14 protein-coding genes are annotated in these 13,994 nt (G+C 45.3%); all 14 read left to right on the top strand.

The window, feature by feature from the left end; all coding sequences use genetic code 11:
• Positions 1-13 precede the first annotated feature (13 nt).
• The 14 genes from tsf to rnhB all read left to right on the top strand — a co-directional run bounded on the left by tsf (position 14) and on the right by rnhB (position 13,988).
• A complete protein-coding gene (gene tsf / locus ACQEXR_RS08870) occupies positions 14-856 on the top strand; it encodes a translation elongation factor Ts (RefSeq protein WP_269376689.1) in 843 nt (280 codons plus the stop codon).
• A gap of 225 nt (positions 857-1,081) precedes the next feature.
• Positions 1,082-1,813, top strand: a complete 732-nt coding sequence (gene pyrH / locus ACQEXR_RS08865; protein ID WP_138973457.1) for a UMP kinase — start codon at positions 1,082-1,084, stop codon at positions 1,811-1,813.
• Positions 1,814-1,910: 97 nt separating this feature from the next.
• Entirely contained in the window at positions 1,911-2,468 is a 558-nt protein-coding gene (gene frr / locus ACQEXR_RS08860) for a ribosome recycling factor (protein ID WP_138973456.1), read from the top strand.
• 96 nt (positions 2,469-2,564) lie between these two features.
• Positions 2,565-3,320 (top strand): isoprenyl transferase, encoded by a 756-nt coding sequence (locus ACQEXR_RS08855; RefSeq protein ID WP_138973455.1) that lies wholly within the window; start codon positions 2,565-2,567, stop codon positions 3,318-3,320.
• 11 nt (positions 3,321-3,331) lie between these two features.
• The gene (locus ACQEXR_RS08850; protein WP_138973454.1) at positions 3,332-4,174 is read left to right on the top strand and encodes a phosphatidate cytidylyltransferase; all 843 of its coding nucleotides are present in this window, start codon (positions 3,332-3,334) and stop codon (positions 4,172-4,174) included.
• A gap of 41 nt (positions 4,175-4,215) precedes the next feature.
• Positions 4,216-5,424 (top strand): 1-deoxy-D-xylulose-5-phosphate reductoisomerase, encoded by a 1,209-nt coding sequence (gene ispC, locus ACQEXR_RS08845; protein WP_426952224.1) that lies wholly within the window; start codon positions 4,216-4,218, stop codon positions 5,422-5,424.
• The gene (rseP, locus tag ACQEXR_RS08840; RefSeq protein WP_427020146.1) at positions 5,421-6,779 is read left to right on the top strand and encodes a sigma E protease regulator RseP; all 1,359 of its coding nucleotides are present in this window, start codon (positions 5,421-5,423) and stop codon (positions 6,777-6,779) included. The genes ispC and rseP overlap by 4 nt, the downstream gene beginning before the upstream one ends.
• A gap of 38 nt (positions 6,780-6,817) precedes the next feature.
• Positions 6,818-9,229 (top strand): outer membrane protein assembly factor BamA, encoded by a 2,412-nt coding sequence (gene bamA, locus ACQEXR_RS08835; protein ID WP_427020145.1) that lies wholly within the window; start codon positions 6,818-6,820, stop codon positions 9,227-9,229.
• A gap of 16 nt (positions 9,230-9,245) precedes the next feature.
• A complete protein-coding gene (locus ACQEXR_RS08830) occupies positions 9,246-9,755 on the top strand; it encodes an OmpH family outer membrane protein (RefSeq protein WP_426952219.1) in 510 nt (169 codons plus the stop codon).
• Positions 9,756-9,761: 6 nt separating this feature from the next.
• On the top strand, positions 9,762-10,793 hold the full coding sequence (gene lpxD / locus ACQEXR_RS08825) for a UDP-3-O-(3-hydroxymyristoyl)glucosamine N-acyltransferase (protein ID WP_426952218.1): 1,032 nt from the start codon (positions 9,762-9,764) through the stop codon (positions 10,791-10,793).
• Positions 10,794-10,888: 95 nt separating this feature from the next.
• Complete coding sequence (gene fabZ, locus ACQEXR_RS08820) at positions 10,889-11,341, top strand: 3-hydroxyacyl-ACP dehydratase FabZ (protein ID WP_138973449.1); 453 nt, start codon at positions 10,889-10,891, stop codon at positions 11,339-11,341.
• A gap of 1 nt (position 11,342) precedes the next feature.
• Positions 11,343-12,131, top strand: coding sequence for an acyl-ACP--UDP-N-acetylglucosamine O-acyltransferase (gene lpxA / locus ACQEXR_RS08815; protein ID WP_138973448.1), 789 nt, complete (start codon positions 11,343-11,345; stop codon positions 12,129-12,131).
• Positions 12,132-12,223: 92 nt separating this feature from the next.
• Positions 12,224-13,366, top strand: coding sequence for a lipid-A-disaccharide synthase (gene lpxB, locus ACQEXR_RS08810; protein ID WP_138973447.1), 1,143 nt, complete (start codon positions 12,224-12,226; stop codon positions 13,364-13,366).
• A gap of 4 nt (positions 13,367-13,370) precedes the next feature.
• Positions 13,371-13,988 (top strand): ribonuclease HII, encoded by a 618-nt coding sequence (gene rnhB, locus ACQEXR_RS08805; RefSeq protein ID WP_331416114.1) that lies wholly within the window; start codon positions 13,371-13,373, stop codon positions 13,986-13,988.
• Positions 13,989-13,994 lie beyond the last annotated feature (6 nt).

Here is a 13,994-nt window from a genome sequence, read left to right as displayed (position 1 = left end):
TGAGGAATAGAGAATGGCTGTTACTGCTGCTCTAGTTAAAGAACTGCGCGAACGTACTGGCGCAGGTATGATGGAATGTAAGAAAGCGCTTGTTGAAGCAAACGCTGACATCGAACTAGCAATCGAAAACATGCGTAAATCAGGTGCTGCTAAAGCTGCTAAGAAAGCAGGTAACGTAGCGGCTGAAGGCGCAATCATCATCAAAGAAGAAAACGGTGTTGCTGTTCTTCTTGAAGTTAACTGCCAAACTGACTTCGTTGCTAAAGATGGTAACTTCACAGCATTCGCTGAAAAAGTAGCTCTAGAAGCTCTAGCGGCTAAATCATCTGTTGAAGAACTAGTAGCTAAGTTCGAAGAAGAGCGTGTAGCTCTAGTTGCTAAAATCGGTGAAAACATCAACATCCGTCGCGTACAATACGTTGAAGGTGCTGCACTAGCTTCTTACCGTCACGGCGAGAAAATCGGTGTTGTTGTTGCTGGTGAAGGCGACGCGGAAACTCTTAAGCACGTTGCAATGCACGTTGCTGCTTCACGTCCAGAATACGTGAACCCAGAAGACGTACCAGCTGAAGTAGTAGCGAAAGAGCGTGAAGTTCAAGTAGAAATCGCTATGAACGAAGGCAAGCCAAAAGAAATCGCAGAGAAAATGGTTGAAGGCCGCATGAAGAAATTCACTGGCGAAGTTTCTCTAACTGGTCAAGCTTTCATCATGGAGCCTAAGAAAACTGTTGGCGAAATGCTGAAAGAAAAAGGTGCTTCAGTTTCTACGTTCGTTCGCCTAGAAGTTGGTGAAGGTATCGAGAAAGCAGAAGGCCTAAGCTTCGCTGAAGAAGTAGCACTAGCTCAAAAAGGTTAATCCTTAGCGAATTGTGCAAATATTAGACCGTGGCCTTGGCTGCGGTCTTTTTACGATAACGGTAGTAAACGGTTAGCCGTGATGAATAGGGGAAACAACACCTAGATGTCAGTGTCAAGTCCCTAGAGTGCCAAGGTCTTCTCTAGCGACTTAGAACGAATCACTAGGTTCTTTCCTCTATCCATGACTGTTAATCAATAACTCTCTTTTTGGAAGGTAAACTCCATGACAACGAACCCTAAACCAGCGTATCAACGTATTCTGTTAAAACTGAGTGGTGAAGCTCTTCAAGGCAATGAAGGTTTCGGCATCGATCCTGCGATCCTTGATCGTATGGCACAAGAAGTAAAAGAGCTGGTTGAACTTGGTGTTCAAGTGGGTGTGGTAATCGGTGGTGGTAACCTTTTCCGTGGCGCAGGTCTAGCTGAAGCGGGTATGAACCGAGTTGTGGGCGACCACATGGGTATGCTTGCAACAGTAATGAATGGTCTAGCAATGCGCGATGCACTGCACCGTGCTTACGTGAATGCTCGTGTAATGTCAGCAATTCCTTTGAAAGGTGTGTGTGACGACTATAACTGGGCTGATGCTATCCGCGAACTTCGCCAAGGCCGCGTGGTTATCTTCTCAGCAGGTACTGGTAACCCATTCTTCACGACGGATTCTGCTGCTTGTTTGCGCGGTATTGAAATTGAAGCGGACGTAGTTCTAAAAGCGACAAAAGTGGATGGCGTATTTAGTGCTGACCCTGTAGCAAACCCAGACGCAGAACTGTATGATAAGCTCTCATTCAATGCTGTTCTTGATAAAGAACTGAAAGTGATGGATTTGGCAGCGTTCACGTTAGCTCGTGACCACAAAATGCCAATTCGCGTATTCAACATGAATAAGCCAGGCGCACTACGTCGCGTGGTTATGGGTGAAGCAGAAGGCACGCTAATCAGCGACGCAGAGTAATTCCAATCGCCGCAGCAGATTTAATGCTGCGGTATTGCCTTTTGAAGACTCCCGATTAGGCTTTCTTCGAGAAAGATTTACACATTAAGGTGATATTGTGATTAACGAAATCAAACAAGACGCTCAAGAGCGCATGGAAAAAAGCGTTGAAGCGCTAAAGAACAACCTTTCTAAAGTTCGCACAGGTCGTGCGCACCCAAGCCTATTATCTGGTATCTCGGTCGAGTACTACGGCGCATCAACACCTCTTAACCAAGTAGCGAACGTTATTGCAGAAGATGCTCGTACGCTAGCAATCACGGTATTTGATAAAGAGCTGACTCAAAAAGTTGAGAAAGCAATCATGATGTCTGATTTGGGTTTAAACCCAATGTCTGCGGGTACTATCATTCGCGTTCCACTTCCACCGCTAACAGAAGAGCGTCGTAAAGACCTTGTTAAGATCGTTCGTGGTGAAGCTGAAGGTGGTCGTGTTGCGATCCGTAACATCCGTCGTGATGCAAACGGTGAGCTAAAAGCACTACTTAAAGACAAAGAAATCTCTGAAGATGAAGATCGTAAAGGTCAGGAAGAGATTCAAAAACTTACTGATGCAGCAGTTAAACTTGTTGACGAAGTGCTAGCGGCAAAAGAAAAAGAGTTGATGGAAGTCTAATTCTCCATAAACTTAACGCATAATTGGCGCTGTGCTCGCAGCACAGCGTTTTTTTATGCTACTCTTTGTCCCCTGCCGATTATCTATCAACGTCTTATGCATAATTCACAACTCTCCCCTGATTTACTTCCAAAACATATCGCAATCATTATGGATGGCAATGGCCGTTGGGCAAAGGCACAAGGTAAACCTCGTGTGTTTGGCCATAAAAATGGTGTTGCAGCGGTACGAAAAGCCATTGCGACTTCGGCAAAGCTCGGAATCAAGGCTATTACTCTTTTTGCGTTTAGCAGTGAAAACTGGAGAAGGCCAGAAGAAGAAGTTGGCGTCTTGATGGAACTGTTCATTACAGTGCTTTCAACGGAAGTGAAAAAACTGCATAAGAACAACTTACGTCTACGAGTGATTGGTGAAACCTCTCGTTTCAATGACCGCTTGCAAAAGAAAATCGCTCAAGCTGAAGCAATGACTGCCTCAAATACAGGAATGGTCATTAACATTGCAGCGAATTATGGCGGTAAGTGGGATATTATGCAGGCAACAAAAGCAATTTCAGCTAAGGTTGCCGCCGGTGAACTAACGTGTGATGAGATTAGCGAAGAGCTGATCACTCAACACTTAACCATGGCAGATTTACCTGAAGTTGATTTAATGATTCGGACCAGCGGTGAATGTAGGATCAGTAATTTCATGCTTTGGCAGATGGCCTACGCAGAAATGTACTTTACACCGATATACTGGCCCGAGTTTGATGAAAACAGCTTGATCGAAGCAGTGACTTGGTTTGTCAATCGTGAGCGACGTTTTGGTTGCACTGGCGAACAGATCAAGGCATTGATGGAAAGCGAATAAAGGACCTAAGTTTGAAACAAAGAATTATAACTGCGCTTATCCTTGCTCCTTTAGTGATTTTGGGGATTTTTGAACTCTCGCTGCCACTGTTTACACTAGCCATTGCTGCTGTAATGTTGATTGGCTATTGGGAGTGGACTCAGTTTGTAGAACCGAAATCTCGTTGGATGGCACTTATTCCTGCAGTACTAGTTAGTGCGCTAAGTATGGCCTTTATTCCGTTTGATGCCATCAGTCTCAACCAAGTTGTAGAGCCGCACTATATGGTATTAGCAGTGGGCTGTGTTTGGTGGATTGTCTCAAGCTTATTAGCGATTACCTATCCCAAGTCTTCGGCGTTGTGGCAAAACTCAACATTACTCCGACACGCATTTGGTATTCTGACACTATTACCTTTCTTCTGGAGCGTGTTACTGCTGCGCGCTGAAGGCATTGATAGTGATGCGTACCATGGTGCCAAGCTTGTGTTGTATGTATGTTTGATCGTATGGGCTGCCGATAGCGGTGCCTATTTTGCCGGCAAGAGCTTGGGTAAACGCAAGATGGCTCCCCATGTGAGTCCGAATAAAACCATTGAAGGTCTGATCGGCGGTATTATCACTGCTGTGGTTATTGGCTGGTTAGCAGCTGATTGGTTCGATATAGAATTTTCCAGTCCACTGGTCATGATTGCAATTACTTTAGTGACGGTAGTGATTTCTGTATTAGGTGACCTAGTCGAAAGCATGTTTAAGCGCGTATCAGGTATAAAGGATAGTAGTAATATTATCCCAGGCCATGGCGGTGTGCTGGATCGCATCGATAGCTTGACAGCGGCATTCCCTGTTTTTGCATTTCTTTACTTCATTTTTTAGGCGAGCTTCGGCTTGCCTAAGTCATCAATCGGTTTATTGCTATGCGTAAGCTAACAATTTTAGGTGCTACTGGTTCGATCGGTGCAAGCACGTTTAAAGTCATCGAACAGAACCCACAACAATTTTCTGTTGTCGCGCTTGCCGCGGGTAACAACGTCGCGAAAATGCGCGAATTGTGCCAGAGATGGCAGCCTAAGTATGCCGTCATGGCAAACGACGGTGCAGCCATGACGCTAAAACAGCAATTGGCAGAACTGAACATTGCCACTGAAGTACTTTCAGGCGTTAATGCAATGTGTCATGTCTCTTCCTTTGATGAAGTTGATACCGTTATGGCTGCGATCGTTGGTGCAGCTGGTCTATTGCCAACGATGGCGGCGGTGAAAGCGGGTAAACGCGTGCTGCTTGCCAACAAAGAAGCCTTAGTCATGTCTGGGCAACTGTTTATTGATGCCGTCAAGCAGCATGGCGCAGAGCTAATGCCTGTTGACAGTGAGCACAATGCAATATTCCAATGTTTACCGAGCGAGATTCAAACCAACTTAGGCCGCTGTGATTTAAATCAGCATGGTATCTCAAATATCCTGCTTACTGGTTCAGGTGGCCCATTCCGTTACAGCGATATTGATACGCTAAGCCGTGTTACACCTGAAGAGGCGATCGCTCATCCTAACTGGTCAATGGGGCCGAAAATTTCGGTAGATTCAGCGACCATGATGAATAAGGGGTTGGAATATATCGAGGCTAAGTGGCTGTTTAATACATCACGCGAACAGCTGAAAGTACTGATTCATCCTCAATCGGTTATTCATTCGATGGTGCAATATCGCGATGGTTCTGTGTTAGCGCAAATGGGCGAACCTGATATGGCGACGCCAATTGCGTTAACTTTGTCTTACCCTGATCGTGTATCAGCTGGTGTAGCACCTCTTGATTTTACGAAAGTTGGTCAGCTAACGTTTCTAGAGCCTGACTACGCTCGATACCCATGCTTGAAGCTGGCGATTGATGCCTGCTATGAAGGTCAACATGCCACGACCGCTGTCAATGCGGCTAATGAAGTTGCGGTCAGCGCATTCCTTGGTCGACAGTTGTCGTTTACTGATATAGCAGTGGTTAATCAGAAAGTACTGAACAAAGTCTGTGCTGATACTAACCAGTCGCACTGTCGCGACTTGGAAAGCATTCTCGAGGTCGATAGAATGGCAAGAGAATTAGCGGCCAATTGGGTAAGAGAGCGTAAGCTATGACCGGTATTTTATGGAACTTTGTTTCCTTCATAGTTGCTTTAGGCATCTTAGTCGCAGTCCATGAGTTTGGTCACTTTTGGGTGGCACGCCGTTGTGGTGTAAGAGTCGAAAAGTTTTCTATCGGCTTCGGTAAGTCTATCTGGAGTAAGGTGGACAAAGACGGTACAGAATACAGTCTGTCTATTATTCCACTCGGTGGCTACGTGAAGATGCTTGATGGGCGAGTCGATGATTTGGCTCAAGGTGACGAGCAATATGCGTTCGACAGAAAGCCTTTGTGGAAGCGCACTGCTATTGTCGCCGCTGGACCTGCATTTAATTTCCTCTTTGCTATTTTTGCATACTGGTTGGTTTTTCTGATCGGTGTTCCCGCTGTGAAGCCTGTAGTTGGTCAAGTTACTCCTTATTCTATTGCTGCCCAAGCAGGTTTAGAACCTGGCATGGAACTAAAAGCGGTTTCTGGCGTCAAAACTGCGGATTGGGAATCGGTTAATATGGGTTTGATTTCTCATATTGGCGATGATCAACTCACCATAACCGTTGCGCCGGTTGAAGGTGTTGGTATCGAAGAAATTAAGCACTTTGACCTGCGTAATTGGAACTTTGACCCCGAGAAAGAGTCTGCTATGTCAGCGTTAGGGTTTGTACCTTATACGCCAGAAATCACGGCTCGACTCACCAGTGTCTCACCTGAGGGTGCAGGTGCACGTGCGGGGCTAGAAATTGGCGACCGCTTAGCCAAAGTGGATGGTGTTGAAGTCACTGATTGGCAGCAGGTGGTGACAAGTATTCAGCAGCACCCTAACTCTCCGGTTGAACTCGTCGTTGAACGCCATGGTCAAACTTTGTTACTGACCATCATTCCAGATAGTCGTGAGCTATCAGGTGATAAAGTAATAGGTTTTGCGGGAATCGCACCTGAAGTCGCAGAATGGCCAGAAAATTATCGCTTCGACTTACAATTTGGTGTAATTGAATCAGTCGGTAAAGCGGTTGAGAAAACAGGTCAAGTAATCAATCTGACTATCAGTATGTTGAAGAAACTGATAGTAGGTGATGTGGGATTGAATAACTTAAGTGGACCTATTTCTATCGCGAAAGGAGCCGGAACGACGGCCGATTACGGCTTAGTTTATTTCTTGGGGTTCCTCGCATTAATCAGTGTGAACTTAGGGATTATTAACCTTGTACCGCTGCCTATGCTAGATGGCGGACATTTATTGTTTTTTGCTATTGAGGCTGTAATCAGACGCCCAGTACCAGAAAAGGTACAGGAAATGGGTTTCCGCATAGGCGGAGCTATTATCTTCTCTCTTATGGCAGTGGCAATTTTCAATGATTTTGCTCGTCTTTAGCTGAGTAAAGGTTGAAGTAAGGAATAACTAAAACAAATATGGCGATGAAAAATATTCTGTTTGCCACCTTGTTAGCAACAAGCGTGAGTGCAAATGGTGCCGAGAACTTTGTAGTTCAAGATATCAAAATTGAAGGCCTTCAGCGTGTTGCACTCGGTGCGGCATTACTAAAAATGCCAGTCCGTATTGGAGACACGGTTGATAACCAAGATGTCTCTGAAATGATTCGTGCTCTTTATGCCACTGGTAACTTCGAAGACATCAAAGTTTTAAGAGATAACGATGTGTTGGTGGTTCAAGTTAAAGAACGACCAACAATTGCAAGTATCTCTTTCTCTGGCAACAAAGCAATCAAAGAAGAGCAATTACAGCAGAACCTCGATGCATCAGGTATCCGCGTTGGTGAAGCGCTTGACCGCACAACGCTATCTACGATTGAAAAAGGTCTTGAAGACTTCTATTACAGCGTAGGTAAGTACAATGCGAACGTTAAAGCTGTGGTGACGCCACTGCCTCGTAACCGTTCAGACTTAAAGTTTGTCTTTACTGAAGGTGTTTCAGCTAAGATCAAGCAGATTAACTTTATTGGTAATACACAATACACCGATGAAGAGCTCCTAAGCCGCTTTGAACTTAATGTGGATGTCGCTTGGTGGAACTTCCTATCTGATGACAAGTACCAAAAACAAGTGCTTGCTGGTGATATTGAGGCGCTGAAATCTTATTACCTAGACCGTGGTTATCTGAAGTTCCAGATCGACTCTACTCAGGTTGCTATTTCACCAGACAAGAAAGGGGTTTATATCACCCTTGGCCTTAATGAAGGCCTGCCTTACACAGTAAAAGATGTGAAATTCCGTGGTGAGCTACTAGGCAAAGAGCAAGAATTTGAAAATCTAGTTACTTTTGAACCGGGTGAAACCTACAACGGTTCTGCGGTAACTGGATTGGAAGAAGGCGTTAAACGCCTGCTAGGCGAAGCAGGTTATGCTTATCCTCAAGTTCGCACCGTTCCTGAATTCGATGATGAAAACCAATCTGTTTCGCTGGTGGTGAACGTGGAAGCGGGTAACCGTATCTATGTTCGCGATATCCGTTTTGTGGGCAACAATGCGACGAAAGATGAAGTTCTACGTCGTGAAATGCGTCAAATGGAAGGCAGCTGGCTTAACTCCAAATCGATTGAAACGGGTAAAAACCGTCTTAGCCGTTTAGGTTTCTTTGAAACCGTTGATGTGCAGACCGTTCGCGTACCCGGTAGTGAAGACCAAGTGGATTTGGTCTACAGCGTAAAAGAAGCGAACTCAGGCAGCGTTAACTTTGGTATCGGTTATGGTACCGAGTCTGGTGTGAGTTTCCAGGTTGGTCTTCAGCAAGATAACTTTGCGGGTAGTGGTAACCGTGTTGGTATCAATGCAATGATGAACGACTACCAGAAAAACATCAGCTTAGATTACCGTGATCCATACTGGAACCTTGATGGTGTTAGTTTGGGCGGAAAGATCTTCTACAACGAGTTTGAAGCATCGGAAGCGGGTATCGTTGACTACACCAACGAAAGTTATGGTGCCAGCTTAACTTGGGGTTTCCCATTCGATGAGCTGAACCGTTTTGAAATTGGTGTCGGCTACACTCACAACAAGATTGGTAATGTTCCGACCTACGACCAAGCCCAACGTTTTGCTCAAAGTATCGGTCAAGCCGACGGTGATATAATTACCAATGACTTTGATATGAACATTGCGTGGACGCGAAATAACCTTAACCGTGGTTACTTCCCGACTGCTGGTAACTATCAACGTGCATTTGCTAAGGCAACGGTACCGAGCTCAGACGCACAGTACTTCAAACTCCAGTATGATGTAAGACAGTACGTGCCGATCACTAAGAAGCATGAGTTTACGTTACTGATGCGTGGTCGCTTGGGCTATGGTAATGGCTATGGCAAAACCGACGGCAACGACAACTTATTCCCGTTCTATGAAAACTACTATGCGGGTGGTTTTACAACCCTACGTGGTTTTGGCTCAAACAGTGCGGGTCCTAAAGCGGTTTACACAACCAACGGCAACCCAGATACCTGTAATAGCAGCAGTTGTGTGTCAGCAACCGACGATTCAGTCGGTGGTAACGCAGTTGCTCTTGCAAGCCTAGAGCTTATCGTACCAACGCCTTTCGCTTCTGAAGAAGTGAGAAGTCAAATCCGTACCAGTGTGTTTATTGATGCCGCGAGTGTATGGGACACTGAGTTTGCCTACGATCCTAAGTATGCGAATGATCCATACTATGGTGACTTCTCTGACCCGACAAACTATCGTGCGTCTTATGGTGCGGCGTTGCAGTGGATGTCTCCAATGGGACCATTAGTCTTCTCCATTGCGAAACCTATTGAAAGTTACGAAGGTGATGATGAAGAGTTCTTCACTTTCACCATCGGCAGAACCTTCTAATCTAGAGGAAATAAAAGTGAATAAAACGATTAAAGCGGCTGGTCTAAGCCTTGTTGTGATGACGTCTTCTTTTTTTGCAAATGCTGCTGAAGCGGCGCAAAAGATCGGCTATGTGAATACAGCTCAAGTATTTCAAGCGCTTCCTCAACGTGAAGTCGTATTGCAAAAAATGCAAGAAGAGTTCAAGGACAAAGCTGACGAGCTAAAGGCGATCAAAGCGCAAGCAAAAACGAAGATTGAGAAGTTGCAGCGTGATGGTGAACTACTTGGTCAGGAAGAAATAGAGAAACTACGTATTGAAATTGGTCAGCTTGATAGCAAGTACAAGATCAAGGGCCAAGCTTTGGAACAAGCTAGCGCACGTCGTGAAGCAGAAGAGAAGCAAAAACTGTTTATAACTATTCAGGATGCAGTGAAAAAAGTGGCTGAAAAAGAAGGCTACGACATTATTGTTGATATTCAAACTATGCAATACGGCAAACCTGAATTCAACGTGACAGAAAAAGTAATTAAACAACTAAAATAATTGATTATGGCGACACTTTCTTTAGCCGAATTGGCGACGATTACCGGGGGCGAGCTACATGGTGACGCGAACGCGACAGTGACCATGGTAGCGCCGATGGATAAAGCACAGGCAGGTCACGTTACCTTCCTGTCTAATCCTAAGTATGCAAAACACTTATCAGACTGCCAAGCAACAGTTGTGATGGTAAAAGAAGCGCAACGTGAACTTTGCGTGGGTAATGTACTGGTCGTCGCCGATCCGTATGTCGCGTTTGCAAGAGTCGCTCAAGCGCTGGATACCACTCCGATGCCAGCGGAATCAATCGCTCCGTCTGCTGTGATTGCGAGTGACGCTAAGTTGGGTACCAATGTGTCTGTTGGTGCGAATGCTGTGATTGAATCTGGTGTGGAACTGGGCGATAACGTTGTGATTGGTGCTGGATGCTTTATTGGCAAAAACGCTAAAATTGGTGCCAATACCAAACTTTGGTCAAACGTGAGCATTTACCACAGTGTTGAGCTAGGTTCAGATTGCTTAGTGCAAGCCAATACAGTGATCGGTGCTGATGGTTTTGGATATGCGAATGAAAAAGGTGAGTGGATTAAGATCCCTCAACTTGGCACTGTTCGTATTGGAAACCGTGTTGAAATCGGCTCATGTACGACGATTGATCGTGGTGCACTGGATGACACTGTGATTGAAGATAATGTTATTCTCGATAACCAGTTGCAGATCGCTCATAACGTACACATCGGATATGGTACTGCTATGGCTGGTGGTACCATTGTTGCGGGCAGTACTAAGATCGGAAAATACTGCATCATCGGCGGCGGCACTGTGATCAATGGTCATATTGACATTGCCGATGGCGTTACTATCACAGGTATGGGGATGGTAATGCGTGGTATTGAAGAGAAAGGTATGTACTCTTCAGGTATTCCGCTACAAACCAACAAAGAGTGGCGAAAAACTGCGGCACGTGTTCATCGAATTGACGATATGAACAAGCGCTTGAAAGCTGTGGAAAAACAGCTAGAAAATAAAGAAGACGCCTAGTTCTAGATGAAACTAAAAAGGCTCGCGTATTGCGGGTCTTTTTCATCTATAATGCCTCTCAGATACAAATTAGCATTCAACATAGGAATATGACTTTGACTACTGAAAACAAAACGATGAACATCACTGAAATTCAGGAATTACTCCCTCATCGCTACCCATTTTTGCTGATTGATCGTGTTATTGACTTTCAAGAAGAGAAATACCTTACTGCGATCAAAAACGTTTCAGTGAATGAACCTCAGTTTACAGGTCATTTCCCTCAACTACCTGTATTTCCTGGCGTACTGATCCTTGAAGCGATGGCACAGGCGACAGGTCTACTCGCATTCAAATCATTTGGTGCTCCTTCAGAAAACGAACTTTACTATTTTGCTAGTGTTGATGGTGCGAAATTCCGTAAACCGGTTGTTCCAGGTGACCAGCTAGTGATCGAAGTAGAATTTATCAAAGAGCGTCGCGGCATTGCTGCATTCAAAGGCATTGCAAAAGTGGATGGTGACGTTGTCTGTTCTGCAGAGCTAAAATGTGCTCGTCGAGAGTTTTAATATGATTCATGAAACGGCTCAAATTCATCCTTCAGCAGTGATTGAAGGAGATGTAAAGATTGCTGCCAACGTGACGGTTGGTCCGTTTACCTATATCTCAGGTAATATTGAGATTGGTGAAGGTACTGAAATCATGTCTCACGTTGTCATTAAAGGTCATACTACCATTGGTAAAGACAACCGTATTTTCCCACACGCTGTTATTGGTGAAGAGAACCAAGACAAGAAGTATGGTGGCGAAGCGACAACGGTTGTGATTGGTGATCGTAACGTTATTCGTGAAGCGGTACAGATTCACCGTGGTACGACTCAAGACAAAGCTACAACTGTGATTGGCAATGACAACCTACTGTGTGTTAATGCGCACATCGCCCATGACGTTATCGTTGGTAACCACACACACGTGGGTAACAACGCTATCCTTGGTGGACACGTAACGGTTGAAGATTACGCGGGTGTTATGGCACTGTCTGCGATTCACCCATTCTGTAAAGTGGGTGCCTACAGCTACATTGGTGGTTGTTCAGCAGTAGTGAAAGATGTACCACCATACGTTCTTGCTCAAGGTAACCACGCGACACCATTTGGTCTGAACCTTGTAGGTCTGCAGCGTAATGGCTTTGAAAAAGCAGAATTGCGTGCACTACGTAATGCTTACAAAGAGTTTTACCGTGCAGGCAAGACGCAGGCTGAAGCGAAAGTCGTTCTTGAAGAGATGGCTAAAGACTGGCCTTCAATCAAGCACTTCATTGAGTTTGTGGAAACGTCTGAGCGTGGTGTTATTCGCTAACCCAGCAGTCAAATGAATGGTAAAAGATCGTAGTCTTTCGGCTGCGGTCTTTTTTGCGTTTTAAAGCAATAAATCAGATAGGTCAGTCAGCAATGGAAAAACCATTACGAATTGGAATTGTCGCAGGCGAATTGTCAGGGGACACGTTGGGTGAAGGCTTTATCAAGGCGATAAAAGCGAAATACCCAGATGCAGAATTCGTTGGGATCGGCGGGCCGAAGATGATCGCGCAAGGGTGCCAATCACTGTTTGAGATGGAAGAGCTCGCGGTGATGGGATTGGTTGAAGTATTAGGTCGACTGCCGCGTTTGCTAAAAGTCAAAGCTGAGTTAGTTAAGTTCTTCACCGATAACCCTCCAGATGTATTCGTTGGCATTGATGCACCGGACTTCAACTTGCGACTTGAGTTAGATCTAAAGCAAGCGGGAATTAAAACCGTCCATTATGTTAGCCCGTCGGTTTGGGCGTGGCGTCAAAAGCGCATCTTCAAGATTGAAGCTGCAACCAACTTAGTGCTGGCTTTCTTACCATTCGAAAAAGCCTTCTATGACAAGTTTAATGTTCCATGTGAGTTTATCGGCCATACATTAGCGGATGCCATTCCTATGGAATCGGCTAAGGCACCAGCACGCGAGCTATTAGGTTTACAACAAGATAAGCAATGGCTAGCGGTATTGCCAGGTAGCCGTGGCAGTGAACTTAAGATGCTGGCTGAGCCATTTATCAAAGCTTGTCAGTTGCTGCATAAGCAATATCCAGAGTTAGGTTTTGTCGTTGCCTTGGTCAATGAAAAACGCCGTGAGCAATTTGAACAAGCTTGGCAACAAATCGCGCCAGAACTCGATTTTAAATTGGTTAATGACACGGCGAAAAACGTCATAACCGCAGCGGATACTGTGATGCTGGCATCAGGAACGGTCGCACTTGAATGTATGCTGCTTAAACGACCAATGGTAGTTGGCTACCGAGTCAATGCGATTACCGCGTTCATTGCTCGTCGTCTAGTCAAGACCAAATACGTTTCACTCCCCAATATTCTTGCTGATCAAGAGTTAGTCAAAGAGTACCTGCTTGAAGAGTGCACACCGGAGAATCTCTCTCGCGAAGTCACTCGTCTAATTGAAAATGGTGGTGAAAAGATGATTGAAAAGTTCACTGAAATGCATCACTGGATCCGTAAAGATGCCGATAACCAAGCCGCTCAAGCGGTGCTTAAACTGATCGGCAGAGAGTAAGACAATGACAAAACAGACAAAAGAACTCCCGCCATTTGAATACCCAATGGGTTATCAGTTAATCGCGGGGGTTGACGAAGTAGGGCGTGGTCCTCTGGTTGGTGATGTGGTGACGGCCGCTGTTATTCTTGATCCTAAGAATCCAATTGAAGGCTTGAATGACTCTAAAAAGCTGTCAGAGAAAAAACGCCTCGCCTTATTACCTGAAATTCAAGAGAAGGCGTTGGCATGGTCAGTTGGCCGTTGTAGCCCGGAAGAAATTGACCAGTTAAACATTTTGCAAGCGACCATGGTTGCCATGCAGCGCGCCATTGCAGGGCTGTCAATTCAACCCGATCTCGTGCTTATCGATGGAAACCGCTGCCCACAACTCCCTATGGACTCACAGGCGGTTGTAAAAGGTGACCTACGAGTTGCGGAGATCAGTGCTGCTTCCATTATTGCAAAAGTGGTTCGTGACCAAGAGATGGAAGAGCTGGACAAGCAGTATCCAGAGTTTGGGTTTGCAAAACATAAAGGCTATCCGACTAAGGCGCATTTTGATGCGATTGAGCAGCATGGTGTGATCGATCAACACCGCAAGAGTTTTAAACCCGTTAAACGGGCTCTTGGCATCGAGTAGAAAGCC

The sequence above is a fragment of the Vibrio sp. TRT 2004 genome, from assembly GCF_050113735.1.
Lineage (GTDB): Bacteria > Pseudomonadota > Gammaproteobacteria > Enterobacterales > Vibrionaceae > Vibrio.
The sequence above is the reverse complement of the archived record's forward strand: the minus strand, read 5'-3'. Positions and strand labels throughout refer to the sequence as shown.